A 26867-nucleotide genomic window follows, 5' to 3' on the forward strand; every position below is an offset into this window, starting at 1 on the left:
GCCAGCACCGAGAGCCGCTGGATCCACGAGCAGGCCAAGGCGCAGGCCCAGGTCCAGATAGGCAACCTGGTCGACCAGCTGGGCATCATCGACCAGCAGATGCAGGCGCGGGTCAAAGCCTCGATGAAGCTCTTGAAGTCACGCGGCGAAGCGCTGGGTGTGGCCAGCGCCGGCCCTGCCGTGACGGTCAAGGACAAGAGTACTCCGGATCTGCTTTTGGGCGGCCAGGCACAAGCCAATCAGTTCGGCTTGGTCGACGGCGTAGTCGAGGTCATGGATGGTACCGCAACCCTCTTCTCCCGCGCCGGTGACGATTTCGTACGCATCTCCACCACGGTGAAGAAGGACGGCAACCGCGCCATCGGCACAGTACTGGACCCCAAGGGCCGCGCCATCGCCGCGATTCGTCAGGGCCAGCCCTACTACGGCCAGGTCGATATCCTCGGCAACCCCTACATCACCGGCTATGAGCCCATCAAGGCTGGCGACGGCAACACCGCCGGCATCTGGTACGTCGGCTACAAGGTTGATCTGCAGCCGCTGCAGGCCACGCTGGGCCGCGCCAAGTTGCTCGATAGCGGCTTTGTGGCAGTCGTGGATGACAAGGACAAGGTCCGCTTCCACTCCGAAGCTCAGAGCGATGAGGCGGCACAAGCGCTGGCCAGTGGCAAGTCGCAAGACTGGGTGCGCTTCGAGCAGAGCTTCCCCGCCTGGAACTTCAAGGTTGTGGCCATGTATCCGGCCGAAGAGGCCAACCGTGCCGCCCGCCAACGGGCCTGGATGATCTTTGCCGGGGGCGTGGCTTTGGCGATCATCCTGCTCGGCGTCATGCTGCTGCTTCTGCGCAAGCTGGTACTGCAGCCCATAGGCGGCGAGCCCGCGGAGGCGGTCAAGGCCGCCAAGGCTATCGCCGACGGTGATCTATCGGCGCAGCTGCGCGTCAACGGCGCTGCAGAGAGCAGCATGATGGCCGCCATGGCCCGCATGCAGAGCTCGCTGCGCGAGATGGTCGCCGAGATCCAGGGCGAAGCCGCCCAGGTCAGCGAGATCGCCGAGCGCTTTACCGCCACCTCGCGCCAGATCGCCGAAGGCTCGGCCCGTCAGAGCGATGCCACCACCACAATGGCTGCGGCACTGGAAGAACTCAGCGTCAGCATCAGCCACATTACCGACAATGCCCAGGCCGCCCTGCGCGCTACCGAGCAGAGCGCCCAGTTGTCGCAAACCGGCGAAAAGGTGATTGACCAAACCGTGGGAGAGATCCGCGGCATTGCCGACCAGGTGGACCAGACTGCCGGTGTGATTTCCGACCTATCCAAGCAGACCGGCGAGATCGTCAGTGTGGTGCAGGTGATCAAGGAAGTGGCCGAGCAGACCAATCTGCTGGCACTCAACGCCGCCATCGAGGCCGCCCGCGCCGGCGAGCAAGGCCGCGGTTTTGCCGTGGTGGCCGACGAGGTGCGCAAGCTGGCAGAGCGCACTGCCAGCTCGACCCAGGAAATTACCCGCACCATCGCCGCCATCCAGACCAGCGCCGACAATACCTCGCAGACCGTGCAGCAGGCCCAGGCCCGGGTCAGCCAGGGGGTGGGGCTGGCCAACCAGGCCGGCGAGGCGATCAAGCATATCGAGGCCGCGTCGGGCGAGGTGCTGCGCGTCAGCACCGAGATCAATACCGCGCTGCGCGAGCAAAGCCAGGCCAGCAACGAGATCGCCATCAACGTCGAGCGCGTGACCCAGATGATCAGCCAGAACGAAGCGGCATCGCGCGATGCCGCCGAGGAGGCGGAAGAGATGCACCAGGTCGCACAGAATCTCAACCAGACCCTGCGCCGCTTCCGGCTCTGATCCCAGTACGTCAATCGCATCGCCAAGGGGCGTGGCGGCAATGCCACGCCCTCGGTCTTCGCCCCCTCCCGCCAACCAGTTCCAAGCAAGCGTCTGTCTATAATGGCCAGGCAACCTTCTCGAAACCGGTGCCCGCCTCGCGGCGGCTAGAACAAGCAGGCCCACCCTGCATGCGGAGACCACGATGAGCAACTGGAAGGCCTTCCCCCACGACGCAGCCGCGTTCAACTACTCCCGCGACGACCTCTGGAAACACTGGGAACGGCTGCATGCCGGTGACCAGGAGCCCTGGCCGGAAGACGAAGCCAGCCAGGATGCCTGGCGCGCCTACCACCGTGGCGACTTCCAGAACGCGGTAGCACTCGGACTCAAAGCCGAGACCGCCTCCGGCATGAATGCCGCCAATAAGGCGCAATCGATCTACGCCACCTATCTGGTCGCGGACGAGGACGAGAAGAAGGAATTGTTCGAGGAAGTGGTCGACCGGGCCGAGATTGCCACCAAGGAATACCCCAACAGCATCAACGCCCACTATCAACATGCCTATGCACTGGGTCGTTACAGCCAGGCCATCTCGATCGCCAAGGCATTGACCCAGGGATTGGCCGGCAAGTGCAAGGCCAGCCTGGACCATACGCTGGCACTGGCGCCAGAGCACGCCGAGGCGCACATCGCGCTGGGCGCCTACCATGCCGAGATCATCGGCAAGGTAGGCAGCATGGTGGGCTCCTTGACCTATGGCGTCTCCAAGGATGCCTGCGAGGCCCACTACCAGCGCGCCCTGGAGCTGATTCCGGGTTCAGCCATCGCCCGTATCGAGTACGCCAACGGCCTCTTGACCATCTTTGGCAACAAGAAGATCAAGGACGCCACCGCGCTTTACGAAGAAGCCGCCGAGAGCACCCCGCTCGACGCCATGGAGAAGCTGGACGTCGAATTCGCCAAGTCCGAACTGTCAGATTGACCCTGCCTACCCTCACCGGCAAGGAAGCAAAAGGCCGCTCCAAAGAGCGGCCTTTTTAGCTTTGGCGTTCCGTGCTTACAGATGTGCGCGGATCACGTCGGCCAGGGTCTTCACCCCTTCCTCGATCTTTTCGGGCGAGGCGTGGCTGAAGTTGAGGCGCAGCTCGTTGGAGACGCGCTCCTGGGCATAAAAGGGCTTGCCCGGCATAAAGGCGACCTTGCGGTCCAGTGCCGGCTGCAAAAGGCCATAGCTGTCGATATTGGCCTTGAGCTTGACCCAGAAGAACAGGCCACCGGGCGGCACGGTCCATTCGGCGATGTCGTGGAAGTGCTTATCCAACGCCGCGGCCATGATGTCGCGCTTCTGATGGTAGAAGGTGCGCAGGCGGGCGATGTGCTCGGGATACTCGGCCGAGGTCAGCAGCTTGTGCATGGCCCACTGGCCGGCACGGTTGGTGTGCAGGTCGGCGGCTTGCTTGAGCTTGTAGAAGTGCGGCATCAGGTCCGGGTGGCAGGCCAGGTAGGCCACGCGCAGGCCAGGGATGGCGGTCTTGGAGAAGGTGCCGAAGTGGACCCACTTGGCCTTCTTCAGGCGCGAGCAGATCGGTGCGCGGTCGCAATCGTCGTACACCAGCTCGCGGTAGGGTTCGTCTTCCAGCAGGGTGACGTTGTATTCGTCGAACAGATCGGCCACACGCTGGCGGGCAGTTTCGTCGTAGCAGACACCGGACGGATTCTGGAAGGTCGGGATCAGGTAGGCGAAACGCGGGCGCTCTTCACGCAGCTTGCGCTCCAGTTGCTCCAGGTCCGGGCCGTTCGGGGTCAGGCCGACTTCGACAAAGCGGGCGCCATAGAGGCTGAAGCACTGCACGGCGGCCAGGAAGGTCGGCGCCTCGACGAGGACCGGGGTGTCATGGTCCACGAACAGCTTGGCAGAAAGGTCCAGGCCTTGTTGCGAGCCGGTCAGCACCAGGATCTGGTCGGCGGTCACCGGCACGCCGTTCTTGCTCATCTCGGCGGCAACGGCTTCGCGCAGCCACTTTTCGCCTTCGCTCGGGCCGTACTGGCTCAGGTTGTCGGGCAGGCCGTTGAAGTCCAGCTTGGGCATGGCTTCAGGCGCGGGCAGGCCACCGGCGAAGGAGATCATGTCCGGTTGGTTGGCGACGGCGAGAATCTCGCGGACCAGAGAGCCTTGCAGGCGGTTGATACGTTCAGAAAACATCGTCTCAGCATCTTTGGGGAGGTCGTAACCCTGCCACCCTGAAGCAAAACGCGCCGCCCCACAAGGGACAGCGCGTGTGCCGAGCCGGAAAACCGTACCGGTCGCGCGGCGACTACACTTCTCCCGCCTGCATCCGCAGCACGCCCAGATGCAGCTCGGCGAGTTCCGGGTCGGGCGGGCAATCGAGCACGCTGAGCAGGGTTGCAAGCACCAGCTTTTCGAATTCGGCCGCGAATCCGTCGATGATGCGGGCTGGGTCCGGCACCAGCTTCTTGTCGGTCATCACGCCGAAATTGACCCGGTCGTTGTAGGAGAGGATGGACACGCCCATGCCGATCTCGCCCGACTGCGGCACCCAGAACTGCAGATCGTGCACCTTGGCACCAGCCATATAGATAGGTTCGCGCGGGCCGGGCACGTTGGTCATGACGGCGGTGGATTTGGTGCTGAAGTATTCGATCGCGGGTTGCTCGATCATATTCGGCAGCGAGCCGACCACGCTCAGAAGGCCCAGGGTGATGATGGCATCGTAGCCACCCTTGATCTCCTCCATGCGTCGCTTGACCTCGTAGACCCGCTCGATCGGGTTCGCCACGCCGATGGGCAGCGGCAGAAAGACCAGCCCAAAATAGTTGCCCAGCTTGTCGAGCTTGTTCTCCGGTCGCAAATTGACCGGTACCGAGGCACGGATGGTCAGGCCATCGACCTTCTGCCCCCGCTCCAGCAAATAGCTGCGCAAGGCGCCGGCCACGCAGGAGAGCAGTACGTCGTTGATCGAGCAGCCCAGCGCCTTGCCCACGTGCTTGACCTCAGGCAGGGGGAGCGACTCGGACCAGGCTATGCGCTTGGTGGTGGAGAGCTTGCCCTTGAACTTGGTGCGCGGGTCGGCCGGCATGGCGGCGAGGCGGGCCAGCCCCTGCCCCAGCCCTAGGCCGGTCTGGGTATATTCGGCCAGTTTGCCGGGGTTGCTCATCAGGCCGTAGCTGGTACCCAGCACCTTGGCGTAGCTCTTGAGCATGCCGGCGTACATCTTGGCCACCGGCTTGTAGAGTCGCATAAAGGGGTCGTCCGGCTCACGCTCATCGGCCAGGAAGCGGGGCTTTTTCACCTCAGCCGCGGTCGTCCCCTGCTCTTCCTTGTCGGTCAGACCCAAGAGCACCTGGATCAAGGCAATGCCATCGGCAATGCAATGGTGGATGCGCGCCACCAGCACGCTGCCACCCTGGTAGTTCTCGACCACATAGAACTGCCAGAGCGGCTTGGAGAAATCCATGGGGATGGAGATCAGCTCGTTGACCATGGTCTCGAGCTCCCCCTTGTCGGCCGGAGCCGGCAGGGCCACCCGGTGCAGGTGGTTGGTGATGTCGAAGTCCGGGTCAGCCTCCCAGGCTGCATTGGTGCCGTTGCGCACCACCCTTTGCTTGAAGCGCGCGTGTTTGAGCAGGCGTTGCTCCATCACCCGGCGCAGCTTGTCGTAATCAATATCACCTTCGAAGAACATGATGCCGGTGATGACCATCAGGTTGGTCGGCCTGTCCATCCGCAGCCACGCGGTGTCAACCGCGGACATGGCCTCCCGGCCGCCGGCGAAAAGATTCAACAACATATTTCCCCACTGTGTATGGATTCTGTTTGTTGTAATGGGCCCAAACGGCCGCTCGCTTGACTAGCCCTGCTACAGGATTATAGAACACAGCTTGGCGCCACCCGCCAGCGCTGGCGCGGCTTACAGCGGCCTTACTGCAACAAACCCACAAGCATACAAAATCGAGGAGCACGCCCCCATGACCTATTTCGTGACCGGTGCGACCGGTTTCATCGGCAGCCATCTGGTTCAAACCCTGTTGCAAAAGCGCAAGGGCAAGATCTATGCGCTGGTGCGCAAGGAGTCGCTGGACAAGTTCGACAAGGTCAAGACTCGCTGGGGCAGGGATGCCGACCGGGTGATCCCCGTTGTCGGCGAGCTCGGCAAGCCCAAGCTCGGCGTGGCCGCCAAGGACATTGCCGAGCTCAAGGGCAAGATCAAGCACTTCTTCCACCTGGCGGCGCTGTATGACCTGAAGGCCAGCGCAGAGGAACAGCTGGAAGCCAACGTCAACGGTACCCGCCACGCAGTGCAGTTTGCCGAGGCGATCGAGGCCGGCATCTTCCACCACACCAGCTCCATCGCCGCCGCGGGTCTCTATGAGGGCGTCTTCTCGGAAGACATGTTTGAAGAAGCCGGCAAGCTCAACCACCCCTACTTCCGCACCAAGCATGATTCGGAAGCCATCGTCCGGCGCGAGTGCAAGCGCAACTGGCGTGTCTACCGCCCCGGCATCGTGGTCGGCAGCTCGCAGACCGGTGAGATCGACAAGATCGACGGCCCCTACTACTTCTTCAAGGTGCTGCAGAAGATGCGCCGCATCCTGCCCCCCTGGATGCCGGCCATCGGCATAGACGGCGGTCGGATCAATATCGTGCCGGTGGACTATGTGGTGGGCGCCATGGACCACATCGCCCACCTGAACGGCCACAACGGCGAATGCTTCCACCTGACCGACCCTGACGCCAAGCGCGTGGGCGAGGTGCTGGCCATCTTCGCCGAAGCGGCACACGCCCCCAAGCTGACGGTGCGGATCAACCCCTCGATTTTCGGCTTTATCCCCAATATGTTCCGCCAGGCCATCGCCTCACTGACCCCGGTGCGCCGCGTGCGCGACGCGGTGATGCGCGACCTCGGCCTGCCGCCGGACATCATGAACTTTGTCTCCTACCCCACCCGCTTTGATAGCCGCCAGACGCAGAAGCTGCTGGCCGGCAGCGACGTCAAGCTGCCGCCGCTGGAGGACTACGCCTGGAAACTGTGGGACTACTGGGAGCGCCACCTCGACCCGGACCTGTTCATCGACCACACCCTGGGCGGTGTCTCGCGCGGCAAGAACGTGCTGATCACCGGCGGCTCGTCCGGCATTGGTCAGGCCAGCGCGCTCAAGCTGGCAGCAGCTGGCGCGCATGTGATCATCGTGGCGCGCGATATGGAAAAGCTCGAGGCCACCAAGAAGGAGATCGAGGCCTGCGGTGGCAAATGCTCGATCTATTCCTGCGATCTATCGAGCCTGGAGGCCATCGACGAACTGGCCGCCAAGGTGCTCAAGGACCATGGCCATGTGGACGTGCTGATCAACAATGCCGGCCGCTCCATCCGCCGCGCGATCGAGAACAGCTACGACCGCTTCCATGACTTCGAACGCACCATGCAACTCAACTACTTCGGCAGCCTGCGTCTGACCCTGGCATTGCTACCCAGCATGAGCCTGCGCAAGTCCGGCCAGATCATCAACATCTCCAGCATCGGAGTGTTGACCAACTCGCCGCGGTTCTCGGCCTATGTCGCCTCCAAGGCGGCGCTGGATGCCTTCACCCGCTGTGCCGCCAGCGAGTACGCCGACCGGGGCATCTATTTCACCACCATCAATATGCCGCTGGTGCGCACACCCATGATTGCACCGACCGATATCTACAAGAACATGCCCTTTATCATCGGGCCGGAAGAAGCGGCCGACATGGTAGCCCAGGCAGTGATCTACAAGCCGGTGCGCGTAGCCTCGGGCCTCGGCATCTTCGGCCAGATGATCCATGCACTCGCCCCACGCGTGGCGCAGATCATCATGAACACCGCCTATCGCATGTTCCCCGACTCAACCGCCTCGCAGGGCAAGAAGGAAGGCGGCCAAGAGCTGACGGCCGACCAACTGGCCTTTATGCAGATCATGAAGGGCATCCACCTGTAAGCGAGGCGCGCAGCAACAAAAAACGCAGGCTCAGGCCTGCGTTTTTTTGTTTTGGGAGCTAACAAGCTTCAACCGAACTGCTGGCGCAGAAAGCGTCGTACCTCTTCCTCGATCTTGGGCTGCAAGGCGCTGAGCAGAAAGCCCAGCTTGGCATCCACCACCACCTCATCCGAACCTACCGTCAGCTTGCCGTCCACGCCCGAGCGCTGGAAATGCAGCACATCCCCTTCCCAGCGATAGCTCATGGAGAATTCCTTCTTCATTTCTTCCGCCACCCGCTGGGCGAGCTGACGGGCCTCATCATGGGGTTTGCTATGTGGGTACTGGATATGGATGGCCATGAAAGACTCCGGATAAAAAATAAGCTCCGCCACAGCGGAAACAGACGATTGCCGTCAGCATAGCGCCAAAAACGCCTGCTGCCAGCCCTTGCTGCAGGCGGCACTCAGGCAATGGTGAAGGGGTCTGCGACCCCGGCGACGATGCGCTCAAGAATGATGGTCTCGCGCTCACGTATGGTCGCAAGAAAGTCCTCGGCTCCCTTCATGTGCAGGAAAGCCGCCACGCCGCGCTCCAGAAAATCCTGCAGTTCCCCAAGCCCTGCCATGTGAGCAGGTCGGTGAGCGAGCTTGAGCGCCATCTGTACCAGCGGTTTCTTCACTACGACATCGAGCTCGCGCCCCAGTTCGTCTACAAGCTCGATCTGCTCGCGCCGCTCGGCCTCATTGCCACAGCGCCGATAGGCTTCGGCATAGTGTTGTGCGGTGATGTGTTCCACGGCCATCTCGTCAAACAGCATGGCTGCCAGACGGGCATCGAGCTGATGGCTCAAACGATTGAGGTGCAGCGCCCGCTCTATCGCCGCCATGGCACGCGCAGGCAGTAGCGCGCGCATCTTGGCGACGATGCGCTCGCCATCCTGATCACGGCGGGAAAAATCGCGGGGACCGTATAGATCGGTCAGGAAGAATTCTGCCGCCTTGCCGTAGCGCACGCTGGCCAATAGGTCGGCGTATGTCTGGCTCAGGCGCTCGGCCTGCCAACGCGCCAGCAGGTAGCGGTGGCGGGTCAGCCCACTCTGGGCTATCGCGTCGTCAAGCTCGGTGCTCATGTTGTCGCAAAAATGAAGAGGGCATAAATCGGACAGCGTGGTAGCCACGCCAAGCCTCGATGCGTGCATTGGCGGGCGTTGGCACTATTTTGGGGCATGAATGCAACGTTGCACATCCACAACAGTGTGGTTAACACGTCAAAACAGCACAAGGAAACTCAATAAAAAACTGGCACTTAGCGCAACTCAATTCCGATAATCCACTCCAAGACGAGCCGCTTAGCGCCAAGCGCAGGGCCGATTATAGAGAGCTGCCGATTGAGCAGCACCTGGGAGCAAATGATACGGGAGTGAGTTTCACCCGCCCTTTCAGTTACGACATTTTCAATTACACAGGAGCCCACCATGGCCAAATCCCTCAAGAAAGCTTCCGAAGAAAAGCAGTACGCCCACGTGATTCTCGAATCCGCCAACCAGATCTGGCTGGCTGGCCTCGGCGCCTTCGCGAAGGCGCAGGGCGAGGGCATCAAGGCGTTTGACGGCCTCGTGGAGGCTGGCAAGCAAGTAGAAGAGAAGAGCCGCAAGTCGGCAGAGGAGAAGGTAGTGGCCGTGACCAGCAAAGCAACCGAGACCTGGGACAAGCTCGAGCAGGTCTTCCAGGACCGTGTGGCCCGTGCCCTCAATGCCTTGGGCGTGCCCAGTAACAAGGACCTGGCCGATCTGAACAAGCGCATTGACGAACTGAACAAGAGCGTCAATGAGCTCCTGAAAAAGCAGGTTGCCAAGCCGGCTCCTGCCAAGGCCGAGGCCGTCAAGCCGGCCGCCAGCAAGAGCGTTGCCGCCAAGCCCGCAGCCAAGGCTGCTGCCAAGCCGGCCGCCAAGGCAGAAGTGAAGGCGGCTGACAGCAAGGCTGCCGACAGCAAAGCCTGATCACCGCGGTAAGACAATAGCGGGGCGGTGCGCGTAGCGGCCGCCCCGTTGTCGTTTCTACGGTCCGCCGTGCGGCCACCTTCAATCAAGCATTTGCTCTACAATTTGCCCTTCACGTCCCGGAGCCGTCCATGTCTCGCCGCAGCCATGCCAACCCACCCTCTTCCATCGGCCTGAATCTGGCCGCTGGTGGTCCGCTGGGTGCCATCTATGAAGTAGGCGCGCTGTGCGCACTGGACGAAGCACTGATCGACCTCGACTTCAACAAACTCGACGTCTACGTTGGCGTCAGCGCCGGCGGTTTTATTTCGGCCGCATTGGCCAATGGCATCACGCCGATGCAGATGTACCGCATCTTCATCACCAACACCGCCCGCGACATCCCTTTCAAGCCGGACCAGTTCCTGCGCCCGGCCTACCGGGAGTACTTCCAGCGTACGCTGGCGGTACCGGGTTTGGTCTTCGATGCGCTGCGCGAGTTCTTCAGCAGCCCACGCCAGGTGGGCCTGACCGGCGCTTTTATGCAGCTGGCCAATGCCATTCCCACCGGGCTGTTCGACAACAGCGAGATCGACCGCTTCCTGACCCGGGTATTCACCAGCAGTGGGCGGACCAATGACTTCCGCAAGCTCAAGAGCAAGCTCTATATCGTTGCGACCGACCTCGATACCGGCAATTCGGTGAAGTTTGGCGGTGCGGGCCATGATCACGTGCCCATCTCCAAGGCCGTGCAGGCCTCGGCCGCCCTGCCCGGCCTGTTTCCGCCGGTGGAAATCGAGGGTGAGCACTATGTGGATGGCGCCCTCAAAAAGACGCTGCACACTTCGATCAGCCTGGATGAAGACGCGCAGTTGGTCATCTGCATCAATCCCATCGTGCCTTTCGATGCCCGCCAGGCACCGCACGGCCATCCGAATAACCGCGACCGGCTGATCCGCGGCGGTCTGCCGGTGGTGCTCTCACAGACCTTCCGCTCCATCATCCACTCGCGCATGCGGGTAGGCATGCAGCGCTACGCCCAGAGCTACGAAGACGCCGATGTGCTGCTGTTCGAGCCCAGCCATGGCGACGAGGAGATCTTCTTTTCCAACGTGTTCAGCTATTCGGACCGGGAGAACATGTGTGAGCACGCCTACCAGCACACCCGGGAGGACCTGCGCCGACGTGCTGATGAGCTGGAGCCGCTACTGGCGCGCCACGGCATAGGACTGGACCGCGCCTGCCTGGCCGAGAACCGCTGGTTATCCAAGCAGGCGAGCAAGAACTACTGGCGCAAATGGGACGACAAGCAGCCCGACACGCCCATCGACAAGCTCTACCAGACCCTTGAAGAACTTGACGACTACCTGGCCAGACAGCGCACCTGAGCGCTGCTTGAAAACTTGAAAAACCAAGAAAAAAGCCGGCACACATGCCGGCTTTTTTCTTGGTCAGGGAGGCGATACGCGCTCAATCCTCGAAGTGCGCCTCGATATAGCTCACATAGGCCGCGTGCAACACCTGCATACACTGCTCCAGCTGGACCATATCGCGCGCCTTGAGCGCTTCGATATAAGTACGCCGGGAGGGAGCATTGGCCAACCGGCCATTGCTGGTACGCATCACCTCGGCGTAGTAGCGGATCGCCCGCTTGAGGTTGGTTTGGATCATATCCAGCAACAATGGCCGCTCAGCCTTGGACAACAGCACTGAGTAGTACTCGTTGAGCCTCTCCATCATCAGGCTGGCGTCGGCCGCGCGGGGTGACTCCATGTCTTCGGTGAGCTCAGCCAGCCTGGCGATCTGGACTTCGTCCAAGAGCGGCATGGCGATGCGGAAGGCCAGCGCCTCCAACGCATTGCGGATATCCGCAATATCGGCCGCTTCGCCGCGCTTGAGGCGCGCCACGATGGCACCGCGGTAGGCAAAGTATTCAACCAAGCCCTCAACGTGCAGGCGCTGCAGCGCCTCGCGCAAGGGGATCGGGCTCACACCGTAGCGGTTGGCAAGCTCAACCTGCTTGAGCGGTTCGCCTGGGGCCAAGACTCCGCGGTAAACGTCTTCACGGATTGCCTGGACAATTTTGTCGACCAATGTACTCATCGCGTGGGAGGGCTGCTGAGGCCGCATGCTGCTGATTGGAAAGCGTTCCAGTGTAACAAACCATCGGGTATTTTTACTCGCCAAGGCATAAGGGTTTACCCCTATCCTGGAAGTTATTTAAGGTATTGTTAATAAACCTCATGGCCGCGGAGCTTTAGCCGCTACCGCATATGAACTTGCGCAAGCGCCGGCCGCTTCAGGTAAGCTATCGCGCTCGCCCTGCGGGAGCGGGCGGAGGAGAGCCGATTTATCCTTTAAAATCATCGACTTGACAAGCATGGCGCCAGATATGTCAAAGCATAAGAAAAAATGCGCTGCAACATGCCTCGCGCATATCGTTCAAGCGCAGTAAGATGAGGTCAGCAAGACCTTTTCTTGCGCATTCGTGATGTACAAGCGAACTTGGGTATAAATCGGATATCAAACGTAGGACTCTGGCCGGCCAGGCACATTCGACATAAGGATACCGGCGGCCAGAAATGACAGACCGATAACACAGGGTAATCCGGCGGGAAGCAATCATGAAACTATTCGACAAGATACTTAACCCTCGCGACGTACGACGCAAATTGGGCATGAACCAGCAAGAGTTCTGGACCAAGATCGGCGTGACGCAGAGCGGTGGCTCCCGTTACGAGAGCGGTCGCAACATGCCCAAGCCTGTGCGCGAGCTGTTGCGACTGGTGCACGTTGAGCAAGTCGACCTATCGCGCGTGCGCCGCGAAGACTTCGAGATCATCGACTATCTCAAGGAACACCACCCCGACCTCTACAAGAGCCTGCAAAAGGCGGTGAAGACGCGCAGCGAGACCAGCGGCACTGGCGAGGAAACCCCGAGCTGAGCGCCACGGATTGCGACGTAAAAAACGCGCATCGATTGATGCGCGTTTTTTATTGCCCCCTCAGGATCAGACGCTCAACTTGACCCTCAGGCCCAGTTGTTCGATCCGGCCAGCAAAGGCCTGCATCCACGCTGCCGGCAAGGCCGACAAGCGCGGCGCCTCGGGTTGCGTGGACGCACGAGCCAGGCCGTAGAGCAGTACACCAGCAGGTTTGGCCCCCTCCTCCATCGCCTCGGCCAGCAGGTCCAACCAGGCTTGCTGCTCCGACTCTGACGGCGCCTGGCCATCGATGGCAAACATGCAAGTCTGTATCCAGGTTTCGCAACGCTCCGTCGCAGCCAGCAGATGCCGCTTGATCTGCGTCGGAGTCAGCGCAATCTGATTGACCTCGCTCATGCCATCCACAGGTGCGCGGTCGAACTTGAACCATACCTCGCCATTCATGGCCTGCATGCGCGCCACCGCCTCCTGCACCGCCGGCTTGTAGAGCTGGCTACCATTGGTGATCAGTACCAGCTTGATCTTGCCCATCAGCTCATAGGCAGCCAACTGGCGGCCGATCAGCTCGATCACCGCAGCGAATTGTTTGCTGGAGGTCGGCTCACCATTGCCGGACAGGGCGATATCGTTAAGCCGGCGCGCTTCCTCCGGCACATTACGCTGCATGAAATCACCGTTGACGATCTCATCCAGCATGCCGGCCAATTCCCCCTCCAACTGCACGAGGTCAAGCTCAGGTGCATTGCCACGGATCAGGTTCGGTACCTGGCAGTAGATGCAGCGCCAGTTGCAGGCGTTGTTGGGGTTGAGGTTCACCCCAACCGACACCCCGCCGGCGCGGCGGGAAACGACTGGATAGACATAGGTAAGGCCCAGGATATCGCGCCGGTGGTCGGTAACGGCCAGCGGAATGAGGGGTTTGGAGCTGCGGTCGGACACTTATTTCTTACGCTTGATCGGGATAATGAGTACGGGTACGGGGGCATGCCGAACCACCCCTTCCGCCACACTGCCAAGAAGCAGGTGGTCCAGGCCGGTCCAGCCGTGTGAGCCCATAGTGATGATATCAGCCGGCCAGGTTTTGGCATCCTCGATAATGGCGGCGGCAATCGACCCGCCCCAGATCTCGATCAAGGCCGTCTCCACCTGCACGTCGTTTTCCTGCATCAGTTGCTTGGCACTCTCCAGCACCTTGCGACCGCTATCGCGCAGATTGCTCTGCAACTCGCCCACATCGACAAACTCCGCCCCACCCCAGGTGAACTGGGCCAGATCGATCACGTGGATCAAGCGGGTCTTGCCGTGCTGGTCGCAACAAAAGCGCGTCGCCTCTACCAAGGCCTGGCGCGAAGTATCGCTGTCATCCACGGGTACAAGTATGCGCTGGTACATGGTGAGCCCCCGATCTGGTTGCGTTGATGCCGCTTAGCCGGTCTCCACTTCAATCAGTAGACGGCCAGTCACCTCCACTATAGTCCGCTGGTTGCCGGCCAGCCGACAAGCGGCTTACACTCGGCCACAAACAAGGACTCTCGGCATGGCACGCGTCAAACTGGAACTTCCCGAGCACTTCCCCTACGTCACGCCGATCGAGATTGGCATAGGCCAGATCAACTATGGCGGCCACCTGGGCAACGACTCTGCCCTGACCTTGATCCATGAGGCCAGGCTACGCTTCCTGCGGGCTGCCGGGCTGACCGAATTGGACATAGGCGGGTTGGGCCTGATCCAGAGCGACGCCGTCATCGTCTACAAATCGCAAGCCTTCTGGGGTGAGACCCTGCTCGCAGAGGTTGCCGCCGCCGACTTCAACAAGTACGGTTGCGATCTGTTCTACCGTTTCCGCCAACAAACCAATGGGCGGGACGTGCTGCATGCAAAGACCGGCATGGTCTTCTTCGACTATGGCAGCAACAAGCCTGCATCGGTGCCAGCCGCGTTCCACAATGCGCTCAAGGTATTTGAAGCTCAGGAGACTCCAGCATGATGAAGCGATACGCCGCCAACAGCCCCGAAGCCATGGCCAGAATCCTGGTCGTCCTGATGATGAGCGATGGCAATATGGACCCGCGCGAGATCGATAGCCTCGAATCGCTCCATGTCTATGAGGCACTGGATATCAGCCGGCAGGGCTTTATCGAGGTATTGCATGATTACTGCAATGACCTCAGCGACGAAGCTGACGACACCGGCTGCATCAAGCTGGTGGACCGCCAGCGTATCGACGACCTGCTCGACTCCGTTACCGAACCCAAGAAACAGCTGTTGGTTGCCACCCTCGCCCTGGACATGGCCAAGGCCGATCGCACCATCTCCGACCCGGAGCTGGCGATCTACACCCATATGCTGGAACGCTGGCACCTGACCCTGGACGATATCGAAGACGCTTATGCGCGCTGAATGATCGAGGTCAAACCTCGGCGACAGGGCCGACAGTAGTATCTGCACCGAAAAAAATGCCGCCCTCGGCGGCGCCAGGAGACATGCAGATGGAAGGGCTACAGGCCGCCTACACCAGCTTGGAAAAGCTGGTCTTCAACACGCTTACCCGTAAGTTTGCCGGCCTCTTCGTGCTGGTCGTCATCGAGCTAGCCCTCTTGCTGCCGGTGTACGCCAGCGGCGACGCCGCCCTACAGGCCCTCAAAGCCGCCGGCGTGGAGGGCGAGGCCTTCCGCACCGTAGCCGGGCGTATCGACTCCCTGATCCAGGCAGTGTGGTGGCTGGCCCTGGCCAGCGCCGCCTTTCTGGGCTTCATGGTCTGGTACTACCGTCACCTGATCGTGCTACCCATCAAACGCATGATCGCTTCGCTGGACGAACTCTCGGGCAACGAGGGCGACCTCTCGCACGACCTGCCGGCCACCACCCATGACGAGCTCCGCGACCTGGCAGCAGCCTACAACCGCTTCCTGGCCCGCCAGCGCGAGATCATTGCCAATGTGCAGGGCCTGACGGTGCAGATCGCGGTGGAGTCGGCCAAATCGCTCAAGAACATCAATGATTCCACCGCCAGTACCCAGCACCAGGCCAGCTTTGCCCAGGAAGTGATGGCTGCCAGCCAGGCCGCCACCGGCCGCATCGACGAGGTAAGCCGCGAGACCCAGCATATTGCCGCCACCACCACCCAGAACCTCACCCTGGCCCGCGACAGCTATGCCGAGCTGCTGGACGTGACCGGCAAGATCAAGCAGATCAGCGACGAGATCAGTGCCTTCAGCGCCGTGGTTGAAGGCCTCAACAGCCGTTCGGCCAGCATCAAGACAGTCGCCGACCTGATCCGCGAGATTGCCGACCAGACCAACCTCCTGGCGCTCAATGCCGCCATTGAGGCAGCCCGCGCCGGAGAGGCCGGCCGTGGTTTTGCCGTGGTCGCCGACGAGGTCCGCAAGCTGGCCGAGAAGGTACGCGGGGCAACCGAGGATATCTCGGCCAATATCGACGCCATGCTGGCCGAAGTCGCCGCCACCCATGCCCAGACAGTGACCATCAACCAAAGTGCCGGCGCAACCCGCACCGTGGTGGAGCGCGCCTCCAGCCACTTCGGAGTGCTGGTCAGCGACTTCGAGACCACCAGCCGCAGCCTCCTGGAGATTGCCGGCCATGTGGACGATTTTGCCCGTACCAATGGCGAGAACAACCAGCGGGTCGAACATATCCACGCCGACAGTCTGGCGATCAACGAGCGCATGCAACGCTCGGCGGCAGCCACCCGCGACCTGAGCAAGGTGGCGGACTCGGTGCAGGAGTTGACTGGCCGTTTCGTGCTCGGCCACGGCCCGCTCGATGCCGCCATCAGCCGCGCCATCGCGGTGCGGGACAAGATGCAGGACCGCATCGCCGCCCTCGCCCAGGACGGCCTGGATGTCTTTGACCAGCGCTACCAGCCTATTGCCGGTACCGACCCGCAGAAATTCCTGACTGCCTACACCGAGCGTTTCGCCCGCGAATTCCAGCCCGGCTACGACGCCCTGGTCAAGACCACCCCCGGCGGTAAGTTCTGCCTGCTGGTGGACAACCAGGGCTACGGCCCCAGCCACAACAGCTGGTATTCCAAGGCGCCGACTGGCGACAGGGCCACCGACCTCGTCAACAGCCGCGACAAGCGCCTCTTCAACGACCCGGCCGGCCTACGCGCCGCGCGTAACAAGCAGCGCTTCTTGCTGCAGACCTATGTACGCGATACCGGCGAGATCATGACCGAGCTGGACCTACCCATTATGGTGGGTGGACGGCACTGGGGTGGTTTGCGGTTGGGGTTTGATGCGGCGATCTTGTTGGCGGCGAAAGCCTAGAACTGCCAGGCGACAACAATACGTGTACGCGTTGAACAGCTCCGCAGCCCGTCATCACTCCACATACACGTTCTAGCCGCGCCACAGCAGACTCCCTACAATTGCGGGCATACGCCAAGGATGCCCCAATGAGTCAGACGCAACGCTTTACCGGTACCGACAACTACATCGCCACACCCGACCTGATGCTGGCGGTGAACGCCGCCATCACCCTGCAACGTCCGCTGCTGATCAAGGGAGAGCCGGGTACCGGCAAGACCTTGCTGGCCGAGGAGGTGGCGCGCGGCCTGGGCGCCCCCTTGATCAGCTGGCATATCAAATCCACCACCAAGGCCCAGCAGGGCCTCTATGAGTACGATGCGGTATCGCGCCTGCGCGATGGCCAGCTGGGCGACCCGCGGGTGAACGAGATTGCCAACTACATCGTGCGCGGCAAGCTGTGGGAAGCCTTTGAGAGCGAGCAGCAGGCGGTGCTCCTGATCGACGAGATCGACAAGGCCGACATCGAATTCCCCAACGACCTCTTGCGTGAGCTGGACCGCATGGCCTTCGACGTCTACGAGACGCGGCAGACCGTGACGGCGCGGCACCGGCCCTTGATCGTGATCACCAGCAATAACGAGAAGGAGCTGCCGGACGCCTTTCTACGGCGCTGTTTCTTCCATTACATCCGCTTCCCCGACAAGGGCACCATGCGGCAGATCGTGGATGTCCACTTCCCTGCCCTGCACGAGGCCTTGCTGGCCGAAGCACTGGAGCTGTTCTACGCGGTACGCGAGCTGCCGGGTCTCAAGAAGAAGCCTTCGACGTCGGAGCTGATCGACTGGCTCAAGCTGCTGCTGGCTGACCAGGTACCTCCAGAGGCGCTCAAGCTCGGTGACGGCCTGCCACCCATGGCCGGCGCCCTGCTCAAGAACGAGCAGGACCTGGGTCTGATGGAGCGGCTGGTCAAGATGCTGCGCGCCCGTGGCCATGCCTGATCTGCGCCGAGGCTGGCACCTGGCCGGCCTGTTGGCGTTGTGCTTGCCTGCCTGGGCGGAGTCGTACGTGGTGGGCGTAGAGGATGTGGACTACGCCCCCATCTACAGCAATGCGGGGGGCCGCTACCACGGTTACGCCCGCGATCTGCTCGACCTGTTCGCCCGCCACGAGGGCATCACGCTCAGTTATCAGCCGCTGCCGATCAAGCGCATTGCGCTCTATAACCGGCAAGGCAAGATCGATCTGATCTACCCGGACAACCCGCGCTGGAATGTGCAGGAAAAGCGCGGTGCGGTGGTGCATTACTCGGCCGCCACCCTCACCTTCCAGGATGCGGTACTGGTCAAGCCTGAGCGGCAGGGCCTGCCCATGCGTAGTCTGGGTATGGTGCGCGGCTTCACCCCGTGGAAGTTCCAGGACGATATCCAGGCCGGCCGGCTGCGGATAGAGAACGCCCCCGGCCCGCAAAACCTGGTGCAGATGGTGCTGCTGGGGCGGGTGGATGGCATCAACCTGGCGCAGCAGGTGGCGCGCTACCATCTGAACCAGCTTGGCCAACCAGCGGCACTGATGCCGGACACCCGGCTGATGCCGATGCAAAACAGCCAGTACTTCCTCTCCAGCGTGCGCCAGCCGGAGCTGATTGCCCGCTTTGACCGCTTTCTCAAGCGTGAGCACAAAGCCGTCGAAGCCTTGCAGCGACAGTATGGCTTGCTGGAAGCCGCCACCACGGCCAAACCGGGCAAACCCTGAGCATGCGCAAGATCATCCATGTCGATTGCGACTGCTTCTACGCCTCGATCGAGATGCGCGACAACCCGCGTCTCTTCGGGAAGCCGGTAGCCGTCGGCGGCCGGCCGGAATCGCGCGGGGTGATCGCCACCTGCAACTACGAAGCGCGTAAGTACGGCGTACGCTCGGCCATGGCCTCCAGCCAGGCGCTGCGTCGCTGCCCAGACCTGATCCTGCTGCCACCGCGCTTTGATGCCTACCGTGCCGCTTCGCGCCAGATCCACGGCATCTATGCCGACTTCACCGCGCTGATCGAACCCTTGTCGCTGGATGAGGCCTATCTGGATGTCAGCGAGGTCACCCTGCACCGCGGTAGCGCCACCTTGATGGCGCAGGCCATACGCGAACGCATCGCCGCCGAGGTTGGCATCACCGCCTCGGCCGGCATTGCGCCCAATAAGTTCGTGGCCAAGATCGCCAGCGACTGGAACAAGCCCAACGGCCAGTTTGTGGTACGGCCCGAGGAGGTCGACGCCTTCGTCGCCGCCCTGCCGGTTGGCAAACTGTTCGGGGTAGGCAAGGTCACCGCCGCCAAGATCAATGAGCTGGGCGCACAGACCTGTGCCGACCTGCGCGACTGGCCCATGACCAAGCTCACCCGCCATTTTGGCCGTTTTGGGGTACGTCTTCATGAACTATGCCGGGGCATAGACAATCGGCAGGTCAGCAACGACCAGCCGCGTCGCTCACTCTCGGTAGAGACCACCTATGTGCACGACCTGCTGGATCTGGCGAGCTGCCAACGCGAGCTGCTGCCACTGATTGACGACCTCTATGCCCGGCAAAAACGCAGCGCTGAGGACATTCGACCACACAAGGCCTTTATCAAGATCCGCTTCGACGACTTCAGCCACACGACTGCCGAATGCAGCTATCAGCCGGGCGACACGCAAGTCTGGGCCCGCTTGCTGGCGGAAGGCTGGCAACGCCAGGGCAAGCCGGTGCGGCTGCTGGGTGTAGGTTTTCGGTACGAGGAAGAAGAAAAGGCGCTGGGCCGGCAGCTGGCGCTGTTCGATACCGATGACGACACGGATGAGCCTGCGGCATGAGTGAGCGCAAGCGCAGCTTTCCGCCGGTGGTCGATAGCCAGACCCGGCTTTTGATCCTGGGCAGCCTGCCCGGCGATGCTTCGCTCGCCAAGGCGCAATACTACGGCCACCCGCAGAACAAGTTCTGGGAGCTGGTCGGCGCCGTGATCCATGTCGACCTGCGCGCCTTGCCCTACGAGGCACGCTTGGCCAGCTTACTTGCGCATGGCATAGGTCTATGGGATGTGATTGCCGAGGCGGAACGCAAGGGGAGCCTAGATGCGTCAATTCGCGACGAGCAGCCCAACTCAATTATGGAGCTTGTGTACTCACTACCCGCTCTTAAGGCAGTAGCGTTCAATGGTGGAACTGCGGCCAGAATCGGACGACAACAGTTGAAGCAACTAGATGGCAGCATCATCCTGTTTGATCTCCCATCGTCCAGCCCGGCCCATGCAGTTAGATTTGAGCAGAAGGCTCAGAAATGGGCAGCCATCGGCCAGTCACTGACAGGAGCAATAGGAAATTCCGATGACTTTTAGGACAGATCAGCGCCAAAATGTGAGACCCTTCTCGATCACTCTCGTGGTATGCGGGGTGTAGTTAAAGGAGTCCTCGCTCACGGCAAGAGAAGCCGCTTAATCGCTGACCCCAAGGAACAGCTACGATGCGCGGCAACACTCATTTCCTACTCGAAGGCAGCGATGCTAGACAGACTTATCATCAATAACTTCAAAGCCTGGCGCAGCCTGGACATTGAGTTCGGCGCCGTTACCGGGCTATTTGGGACCAACAGCTCCGGTAAGAGCAGCGTCTTACAATTTCTGCTTTTACTGAAGCAGACTAAGAATGCCACTGACCGGGGACTCGTTCTGGATTTCGGCGGACCGGAGCAATTCGTTAACCTCGGCAGTTTCAGCGATGCCGTTCACCTTCATCGCATAACAGAGCAACTTGAGTGGAAGGTAAGATGGAAGTTACAAAAAGAGATTTCGATAGCCAACCCTAGTGGTAAGCGGACAGACATACTCTTTAGCGGCTCAACCATATCCGCATCATCTATCGCGAGGATGAAAGATCGTTCGCTAGTCTCGGATCGCCTAGAATACTCGTTTGGTGGCTACAAATTCCGGATCGAGCCGAAAAAGGAGGGTGCAACTGAGTTCGATCTTACTGCGGAAAGTAAGGAACCGAAGCAGCCGTTCCACTTCGTCCGAAATAAAGCACGTGCTTGGGCACTCCCAGGCCCAGTAAAAACCCATCTTTTCCCCGATCAGGCAAAGACGTACTTTCAGAACTCTGACTTTCTAGGGGTTCTTGAATCAGAATACGAGACGATGATGGATTCCATCTACTATCTCGGACCATTACGTGCACCTCCGCGTAGAGAGTACCCATGGTCAGGCGCTAGCCCCAGTGACGTCGGCCTCAGAGGGGAACGAGCCGTCGAGGCACTTCTCGCGGCAACAGTTCGCGGAGAAACGCGCAATCTGGGAGGTAGAACGCATTACAAACCATTCCAGGAAATGATTGCTTATTGGCTTAAGGAGCTTGGCCTTATTCACTCGTTCCGGATCGAGGAAATTGGTAGCGGTGCGAATCTGTATCGCGCCATCGTTCAAAGAGACGTAAAGGGACCAGAGGCACTCTTAACAGACGTTGGATTTGGGGTATCACAAGTGCTTCCAGCACTGGTGCTCCTTCACTATGTCCCCTCAGGCAGTACTGTCCTCATGGAGCAGCCAGAGATTCACCTGCACCCAGCTGTTCAGTCTGGTTTGGCGGATGTCATCCTCACCGTCGCGCGCGTCCGTAAGCTCCAAGTTATTGTGGAAAGTCATAGCGAACACATGCTCAGAAGGTTTCAGCGTCGGGTAGCGGAAGAGAGGTACTCGGCGGACAGCCTAAAACTCTATTTCTGCGACACAGTCGATGGGGTTGCCACTTTAGATAACTTGGAGCTCAACATGTTCGGGGAAATTGGCAATTGGCCTGAGAGCTTCTTCGGCGACGAAATGACGGAAATTTCTGAGACACGAAAAGCTGTGCTGAGAAGGAAAACCTCGGCCAGGACATCATGAAGCTGGCCATCGACACGAACGTACCCATAGCGGCAAATGGACGAAACACTCATGCTGAGCCGGGGTGTCAGATTCGGTGCATCGAACTCTTGGAGCAAATTGCGACGGGAAAGCTGGACGCTGTCGTCGTACTCGATGAGGGTGGACAGCTGATGGATGAGTACTCGCCGTATCTCAATTTTCGTGGCCAGCCAGGTGTCGGGGATCTGTTTTTCAAGTTCTTGCACGATCACATGTATGGAGGCAAGCGAGTCGAGCTAGTTCAAATCACCCCAATCCAAGATGAAGATCGGGGGTTCGAAGAGCTCCCAGCGAACGAAATGGACCCGAGCGACCGAAAACTATTGGCCATCGCCGTGACAGCCGACGCTGACGTCGTTAACGCTTTGGATACCGATTGGTTTGAGCAAAATGAGCTGCTTGCCCAACTAAACGTAGCGGTAAAGCAACTATGCCCCGAACACGCTTGCGCAGCGTAAGTGAACAAGCAGCTTCGACCAATGGCAAGGAGACTGTCGGAACTCTCAAATGGTCATGCTTTCAGACTCCACCTGCGCTGCTGATCGTAGACCTGCAACATGCTATCGACGACCCAAGTTGGGGGCCGCGCAACAATCTGGGCGCGGAGGTCTGCGTAGCGCGCCTGCTGGCTGCCTGGCGGCGGCAGGGCTGGCCCATCATCCATATCCGGCATGATTCGACCGAACCCACCTCTACCTACCGGCCCGGCCAGCCTGGCAACCGCTTCAAGCCCGAAGCCATGCCACTGGATGGCGAGACGGTGATCGCCAAGCGCACCAATAGCGCCTTTATCGACACGGAGCTTCAGACCCATCTACAGGCCAAGGGGATCGATACCTTGGTCATCGCCGGGGTATCGACCAGCAACTCGGTGGATGCAACGGTACGTATGGCAGGCAACCTGGGCTATAAGGCCTATCTGGTGGAAGACGCCTGCTTCACCTTTGCCCGCCGCGACTGGAGCGGCCTGGCACGTACGGCTCAGGAAGTGCATGACATGGCGCTCGCCATACTCGATGGCGAATACTGCACCGTCATCCGTTCAGCCATGCTGCCGGGCATGGCCGACTGAACCCCTAGCGCTCGATGCTGATGCCGTTGACCAGGCGCTTGGCCAAGGTGGGTTTCTTCAGTTGCTCCAGCCACCAATTGAGCGCCCTACCCTCCTGCTCGCCATTCCAACCCAGGTAGAGCACATTGGGCTCACGTGGGTTGGCGGTGAGCTTCTCCACCAGCTCACCCCGCTCCAGCAAGCCTTGCACCCGCTTACGCGGCAACCAGCCCACGCCCAGGCCATCGCGCTGAGCCAGTATCTTGGCACGCATGGTCGGTACCGCCAGCACCGCCTGGCCGCCCAGCACGCCATAGGCCCGCCCCTCGTTGCGGCGCGAAGAGTCTGCCACCACCACCGAGCGGTGACGGGTCACCTCGCTACGCGGCAAGGGTTCCTGCACTTTGGCCAAGGGATGCTTGGGCGAAATGGCGAACACCCAATCCATCACCCCAAGCTCAGCCCAACGCAGATTGGGAATGGCTGGTGGCTCATTGGTGGCGCCGATCACCAGATCTGCCCGGCCATCGCGCAGCGCCTCCCAGGTGCCCCCCAGTACCTCGTGGGTAATGCGCAGGCTCACACCGGACTGCAGCGCGTCAAAGTCCTTGATCACCGGCAAGAAGGTCTCCCACTCGAGTATCTCGTCCGCCACGATGCGTAGCCGGTCTTCCCAGCCACTGGCCACCTGCCGCACCCTTTGGGTCAGCCTCGATACATCGACAATCAACCGCGCCGCCTCTTGCGCCAGCAGGTGGCCGGCTGGGGTGAGTTGCAAGCGGTAGCGGCGACGGTCGAACAAGAGCGCGTCGAAGCGCGACTCCAGCTGCCGCGCCGCATGCGAGATAGTAGAGGGCGCCTTGCCCAGCTTGGCGGCGGCCCGCGAGAGGCTACCGGCCTCGCGTATGGCCTCCAGCAGGGCCAGTTCGTCTTCAGACAACATGTACGATCCTTTCGCACGAGTTCGCCGTGAATATGGTACGGCAAGCGAAGAATGTCCATTCAATATGGCGGCATCCTGGGCTGCCTGTGCGCCGCCCCTAACCGAATGCAGCGCGTTGGCAACATGCCGTGCGCTTGAGAGTGATGGAGGCTGTAGATGGGTTTGCTGGTCGATGGCGTGTGGCGGGACGTGTGGTACGAGACCCAATCAACCGGTGGCCGCTTTGTGCGCCAGGACGCGGCGTTCCGCAACTGGATCACTGCCGACGGCAGCCCCGGCCCCAGCGGCACTGGCGGCTTCAAGGCAGAGCCGGGTCGTTACCACCTGTACGTGAGCCTGGCCTGCCCCTGGGCCCATCGCACCTTGATACTGCGGGCACTCAAGGGCCTGGAGGACATGATCAGCGTGTCGGTGGTGCACTGGCGCATGCTGAGCGAAGGCTGGACCTTCGAGGCCGGCCCAGGCGTGATCCCCGACACCGTCAACGATGCGCGGGTGATGCATGAGGTCTACCGTGCCGCCAAGGCCGACTACACCGGCCGGGTGACCGTGCCGGTGCTGTGGGACAAGCAGCGCGGCACCATCGTCTCGAATGAGTCGTCCGAGATTATCCGCATGTTCAACAGTGCTTTCGACAGTGTTGGCGCCCAGCCGGGTGACTATTACCCGGAAGCCCTGCGTTGCGAAATCGACCGTATCAACGCCCTGGTCTACGACACGGTCAACAATGGCGTGTACAAGGCCGGCTTCGCCACCCGCGCGGCCGCCTACCGGGAAGCACTCTACCCGCTGTTCGATACCCTGGACTGGCTGGAGGACCGCCTTACCAGGCAGCGCTTCCTGCTGGGCGATGCGCTGACCGAGGCGGATATCCGGCTGTTCACCACCCTGGTGCGCTTCGACGCGGTCTATGTCGGCCACTTCAAATGCAATCTGCGCCGCATTGCCGACTATCCGCAGCTCTCAGCCTATGTGCGCGACATCTATCAGCTGCCCGGCATCGCTGCCACGGTGAATATGGACCACATCAAGGGTCACTATTACGAGAGCCACCGCACCATCAACCCCAGCGGCATAGTCCCCTTGGGCCCCGTATTGGACTTCACCGCAGCACATGACCGTCGGCAGCTGCGCGCCGCCAGCTAAGCCCTCTTTTCACGCCTTCGCTTTAACGTTCGTGCCCCTGCGCCAGTGCAGGGTCACCGGCTTATTTCGTCTCTACTTTTATCTACCTTCGAGGAAACACCATGCTCAAGTTCTACTTCCACCCCTCCCCCAACCCCATGAAAGTCGCCCTGCTGCTGGAAGAATTGCAGACGCCCTTTGAGTTGATCGCCGTCGATACCTTCAAGGGTGAGCAGCACACCGCGGCCTTCCGCCGCATCAACCCCAACGGCAAGGTGCCGGCCATCGAGCAACACGGCCAGGTCACCTTCGATTCGCACGCCATCCTCTTGCAACTGGCCGAGCAACATAGCCGCTTCCTGGCCCCGGCGGATGCAAAGGGCAAGATGCTGTCCTGGCTGTTCTTTATCGCTACCGGCCTCTCGCCCTTCTCGGGCCAGGCGGTGCACTTTCTGCACCATGCCCCCGAGGCCCTGCCCTATGCCCGCAACCGCTACCTCAAGGAAGTGGAGCGCCACTACGCGGTACTGAACGACCATCTGGCTACTTCACGCTACCTGGCTGGAGACAGCTACACCATTGCTGATATGGCGCTGTGGGGCTGGGCCAATTTTGCTGGTTACATCCTTGGCGAGAAGGGCCTGAGCGACTACCCACACGTGCAGCGCCTGGTGGCCGAGATCTCCGAGCGCCCGGCCGCCCAGCGCGCCGGCAAGCTCAAGGAGAGGCTGACTCTGAAGGCAGACTTCGACGAAGAAACCCGTCGCGCCCTGTTCCCGCAAAACGCCTGATCGGCAGCAAGATACAGCAGGCCGGCTGATCGCCTGTTTGGTTGCCCACTGCTGATCACTCCTCGGTACCACCCGCCTGTGCGCGGTTAGGCGCCGCCCCCTCTAAAGGGGGTGGCGCCTTGTCATTGTGGCGCCCACCATGGCAGCAGAACGTTACCCCACAACACGTTCGATGAAATCGCACGAATCTAACACCAAGCTGGTACGGCAAGCGAATAGCGGCGGCGCATGATGGCCTCACCGTAACGCAACACCCCACCTAAAGGAGATTCATCATGCAACGCTTCGAAAACAAAACTGTTCTGGTCACCGGCGGTAGCACTGGCATTGGCCTGGCCGCAGCACAAGCCTATGCAGCAGAGGGCGCCACCGTGGTCATCACTGGCCGCGACACCACGGCACTCGACAAAGCCGTCGCCGAGATCGGTAGCAAGGCGATCGCTATCCGCAACGACGCCAGCACCGTGGCAGGGGCAACCGAGCTGGCTGCCGCTCTCAACGCTCGCCAACTCACCCTGGATGCCGTCTTCATCAATGCAGGGGCCGCCAAGTTCTCTGCCTTCCAGGACGTGACGCCGGACTTCTGGGACCAGATCTTCAACGTCAATGTGAAGGGCGCCTACTTCCAGATCCAGGCCCTGCTGCCAGTGCTTAACAAGGGCGCCTCCGTTGTGCTGAATGGCTCGATCAACGCCCATATCGGCATGCCGAACTCCTCGGTCTATGCCGCCAGCAAGGCCGCGCTGATCTCCCTGGCCAAGACGCTTTCTTCCGAGCTGTTGCCGCGCGGTGTGCGCGTCAACGTGGTCAGCCCCGGCCCGACCACCACCCCCCTGTATGGCAAGTTGGGCATGGATGCCGATACCTTGCAGAGTGTGGCTGCCCAGATCCAGAGCCAGGTTCCGCTTGGTCGCTTCGGTACCCCGGCCGAGGTTGCCTCGACCGTGCTGCACCTGTCAGCAGCGGAATCGGCCTTTATCGTCGGTACCGAGATCATCGTCGACGGCGGCATGAGCCAGCTCTAAGCACCCAGCAAGCCAGCCGAAACCGG

27 protein-coding genes are annotated in these 26867 nt (G+C 61.0%); 19 read left to right on the top strand and 8 right to left on the bottom strand.

Annotated features, from left to right (window positions below):
• Both VIM95_RS03435 and VIM95_RS03440 read left to right on the top strand, forming a co-directional pair.
• Positions 1-1848, top strand: a 1848-nt coding sequence (locus tag VIM95_RS03435; protein ID WP_331983034.1) for a methyl-accepting chemotaxis protein, incomplete at its 5' end; no start/stop codon positions are given.
• A gap of 184 nt (positions 1849-2032) precedes the next feature.
• Entirely contained in the window at positions 2033-2812 is a 780-nt protein-coding gene (locus tag VIM95_RS03440; RefSeq protein ID WP_331983036.1) for a hypothetical protein, read from the top strand.
• A gap of 75 nt (positions 2813-2887) precedes the next feature.
• On the opposite strand, the gene VIM95_RS03445 is transcribed toward VIM95_RS03440, so the two are convergent.
• Together VIM95_RS03445 and VIM95_RS03450 are read right to left on the bottom strand one after the other, a co-directional pair.
• Positions 2888-4033 carry a PLP-dependent aminotransferase family protein gene (locus VIM95_RS03445; protein ID WP_331983038.1) on the bottom strand — a complete coding sequence of 382 codons (1146 nt, stop codon included), beginning with the start codon at positions 4031-4033 and terminating at the stop codon, positions 2888-2890.
• Between the two features lie 112 nt (positions 4034-4145).
• Positions 4146-5603 carry a wax ester/triacylglycerol synthase family O-acyltransferase gene (locus VIM95_RS03450; RefSeq protein ID WP_331983040.1) on the bottom strand — a complete coding sequence of 486 codons (1458 nt, stop codon included), beginning with the start codon at positions 5601-5603 and terminating at the stop codon, positions 4146-4148.
• 214 nt (positions 5604-5817) lie between these two features.
• Between VIM95_RS03450 and VIM95_RS03455 the strand changes: the two genes are divergently transcribed.
• A complete protein-coding gene (locus VIM95_RS03455) occupies positions 5818-7806 on the top strand; it encodes an SDR family oxidoreductase (protein ID WP_331983042.1) in 1989 nt (662 codons plus the stop codon).
• 68 nt (positions 7807-7874) lie between these two features.
• On the opposite strand, the gene VIM95_RS03460 is transcribed toward VIM95_RS03455, so the two are convergent.
• Together VIM95_RS03460 and VIM95_RS03465 are read right to left on the bottom strand one after the other, a co-directional pair.
• Positions 7875-8147, bottom strand: a complete 273-nt coding sequence (locus VIM95_RS03460) for a polyhydroxyalkanoic acid system family protein (protein WP_331983044.1) — start codon at positions 8145-8147, stop codon at positions 7875-7877.
• A 104-nt stretch (positions 8148-8251) separates the two neighbouring features.
• Positions 8252-8917, bottom strand: coding sequence for an FFLEELY motif protein (locus VIM95_RS03465; RefSeq protein WP_331983046.1), 666 nt, complete (start codon positions 8915-8917; stop codon positions 8252-8254).
• A 345-nt stretch (positions 8918-9262) separates the two neighbouring features.
• On the opposite strand from VIM95_RS03465, the gene VIM95_RS03470 reads away from it, so the two are divergent.
• Positions 9263-9787 carry a phasin family protein gene (locus tag VIM95_RS03470; RefSeq protein ID WP_331983048.1) on the top strand — a complete coding sequence of 175 codons (525 nt, stop codon included), beginning with the start codon at positions 9263-9265 and terminating at the stop codon, positions 9785-9787.
• Between the two features lie 131 nt (positions 9788-9918).
• Positions 9919-11154, top strand: coding sequence for a patatin-like phospholipase family protein (locus VIM95_RS03475; protein WP_331983050.1), 1236 nt, complete (start codon positions 9919-9921; stop codon positions 11152-11154).
• A gap of 82 nt (positions 11155-11236) precedes the next feature.
• On the opposite strand, the gene VIM95_RS03480 is transcribed toward VIM95_RS03475, so the two are convergent.
• Positions 11237-11896, bottom strand: a complete 660-nt coding sequence (locus VIM95_RS03480; RefSeq protein WP_331983052.1) for a GntR family transcriptional regulator — start codon at positions 11894-11896, stop codon at positions 11237-11239.
• Positions 11897-12390: 494 nt separating this feature from the next.
• On the opposite strand from VIM95_RS03480, the gene VIM95_RS03485 reads away from it, so the two are divergent.
• On the top strand, positions 12391-12711 hold the full coding sequence (locus tag VIM95_RS03485) for a helix-turn-helix domain-containing protein (RefSeq protein ID WP_331983054.1): 321 nt from the start codon (positions 12391-12393) through the stop codon (positions 12709-12711).
• A gap of 66 nt (positions 12712-12777) precedes the next feature.
• On the opposite strand, the gene VIM95_RS03490 is transcribed toward VIM95_RS03485, so the two are convergent.
• Both VIM95_RS03490 and VIM95_RS03495 read right to left on the bottom strand, forming a co-directional pair.
• On the bottom strand, positions 12778-13650 hold the full coding sequence (locus VIM95_RS03490) for a radical SAM protein (RefSeq protein ID WP_331983056.1): 873 nt from the start codon (positions 13648-13650) through the stop codon (positions 12778-12780).
• Complete coding sequence (locus VIM95_RS03495; protein ID WP_331983058.1) at positions 13651-14103, bottom strand: universal stress protein; 453 nt, start codon at positions 14101-14103, stop codon at positions 13651-13653.
• 145 nt (positions 14104-14248) lie between these two features.
• Between VIM95_RS03495 and VIM95_RS03500 the strand changes: the two genes are divergently transcribed.
• The 10 genes from VIM95_RS03500 to VIM95_RS03545 all read left to right on the top strand — a co-directional run bounded on the left by VIM95_RS03500 (position 14249) and on the right by VIM95_RS03545 (position 22978).
• Positions 14249-14698, top strand: a complete 450-nt coding sequence (locus tag VIM95_RS03500) for a thioesterase family protein (RefSeq protein ID WP_331983060.1) — start codon at positions 14249-14251, stop codon at positions 14696-14698.
• Entirely contained in the window at positions 14695-15111 is a 417-nt protein-coding gene (locus VIM95_RS03505) for a hypothetical protein (protein WP_331983062.1), read from the top strand. Before VIM95_RS03500 ends, VIM95_RS03505 begins: the two co-directional genes overlap by 4 nt.
• 89 nt (positions 15112-15200) lie before the next feature.
• Positions 15201-17003, top strand: coding sequence for a methyl-accepting chemotaxis protein (locus VIM95_RS03510; protein WP_331983064.1), 1803 nt, complete (start codon positions 15201-15203; stop codon positions 17001-17003).
• 128 nt (positions 17004-17131) lie between these two features.
• A complete protein-coding gene (locus VIM95_RS03515) occupies positions 17132-17983 on the top strand; it encodes a MoxR family ATPase (protein WP_331983066.1) in 852 nt (283 codons plus the stop codon).
• Complete coding sequence (locus VIM95_RS03520) at positions 17976-18737, top strand: substrate-binding periplasmic protein (RefSeq protein ID WP_331983068.1); 762 nt, start codon at positions 17976-17978, stop codon at positions 18735-18737. The genes VIM95_RS03515 and VIM95_RS03520 overlap by 8 nt, the downstream gene beginning before the upstream one ends.
• Positions 18738-18739: 2 nt before the next feature.
• Positions 18740-19825 carry a DNA polymerase IV gene (dinB, locus tag VIM95_RS03525; RefSeq protein WP_331983070.1) on the top strand — a complete coding sequence of 362 codons (1086 nt, stop codon included), beginning with the start codon at positions 18740-18742 and terminating at the stop codon, positions 19823-19825.
• Positions 19822-20346, top strand: a complete 525-nt coding sequence (locus tag VIM95_RS03530; RefSeq protein WP_331983072.1) for a DNA-deoxyinosine glycosylase — start codon at positions 19822-19824, stop codon at positions 20344-20346. The genes dinB and VIM95_RS03530 overlap by 4 nt, the downstream gene beginning before the upstream one ends.
• A 162-nt stretch (positions 20347-20508) precedes the next feature.
• Positions 20509-21885 carry an AAA family ATPase gene (locus tag VIM95_RS03535; protein ID WP_331983074.1) on the top strand — a complete coding sequence of 459 codons (1377 nt, stop codon included), beginning with the start codon at positions 20509-20511 and terminating at the stop codon, positions 21883-21885.
• The gene (locus VIM95_RS03540; protein ID WP_331983076.1) at positions 21882-22364 is read left to right on the top strand and encodes a hypothetical protein; all 483 of its coding nucleotides are present in this window, start codon (positions 21882-21884) and stop codon (positions 22362-22364) included. The genes VIM95_RS03535 and VIM95_RS03540 overlap by 4 nt, the downstream gene beginning before the upstream one ends.
• Positions 22352-22978 carry a cysteine hydrolase family protein gene (locus VIM95_RS03545; protein WP_331983078.1) on the top strand — a complete coding sequence of 209 codons (627 nt, stop codon included), beginning with the start codon at positions 22352-22354 and terminating at the stop codon, positions 22976-22978. The genes VIM95_RS03540 and VIM95_RS03545 overlap by 13 nt, the downstream gene beginning before the upstream one ends.
• A 4-nt stretch (positions 22979-22982) precedes the next feature.
• On the opposite strand, the gene VIM95_RS03550 is transcribed toward VIM95_RS03545, so the two are convergent.
• Positions 22983-23900 carry a LysR family transcriptional regulator gene (locus VIM95_RS03550; RefSeq protein WP_331983080.1) on the bottom strand — a complete coding sequence of 306 codons (918 nt, stop codon included), beginning with the start codon at positions 23898-23900 and terminating at the stop codon, positions 22983-22985.
• A 156-nt stretch (positions 23901-24056) separates the two neighbouring features.
• Here VIM95_RS03550 and VIM95_RS03555 point away from each other — a divergent pair, with 156 nt between their 5' ends.
• From VIM95_RS03555 to VIM95_RS03565, 3 genes are all read left to right on the top strand, one after another.
• Positions 24057-25046 carry a glutathione S-transferase family protein gene (locus VIM95_RS03555; RefSeq protein ID WP_331983082.1) on the top strand — a complete coding sequence of 330 codons (990 nt, stop codon included), beginning with the start codon at positions 24057-24059 and terminating at the stop codon, positions 25044-25046.
• A gap of 101 nt (positions 25047-25147) precedes the next feature.
• On the top strand, positions 25148-25816 hold the full coding sequence (locus VIM95_RS03560; protein ID WP_331983084.1) for a glutathione S-transferase family protein: 669 nt from the start codon (positions 25148-25150) through the stop codon (positions 25814-25816).
• Between the two features lie 275 nt (positions 25817-26091).
• Positions 26092-26841 (top strand): SDR family oxidoreductase, encoded by a 750-nt coding sequence (locus VIM95_RS03565; protein WP_331983086.1) that lies wholly within the window; start codon positions 26092-26094, stop codon positions 26839-26841.
• The last annotated feature ends 26 nt before the right edge of the window (positions 26842-26867 follow it).

It is taken from the genome of Chitinimonas sp. (genome assembly GCF_036568685.1).
Lineage (GTDB): Bacteria > Pseudomonadota > Gammaproteobacteria > Burkholderiales > Chitinimonadaceae > Chitinimonas.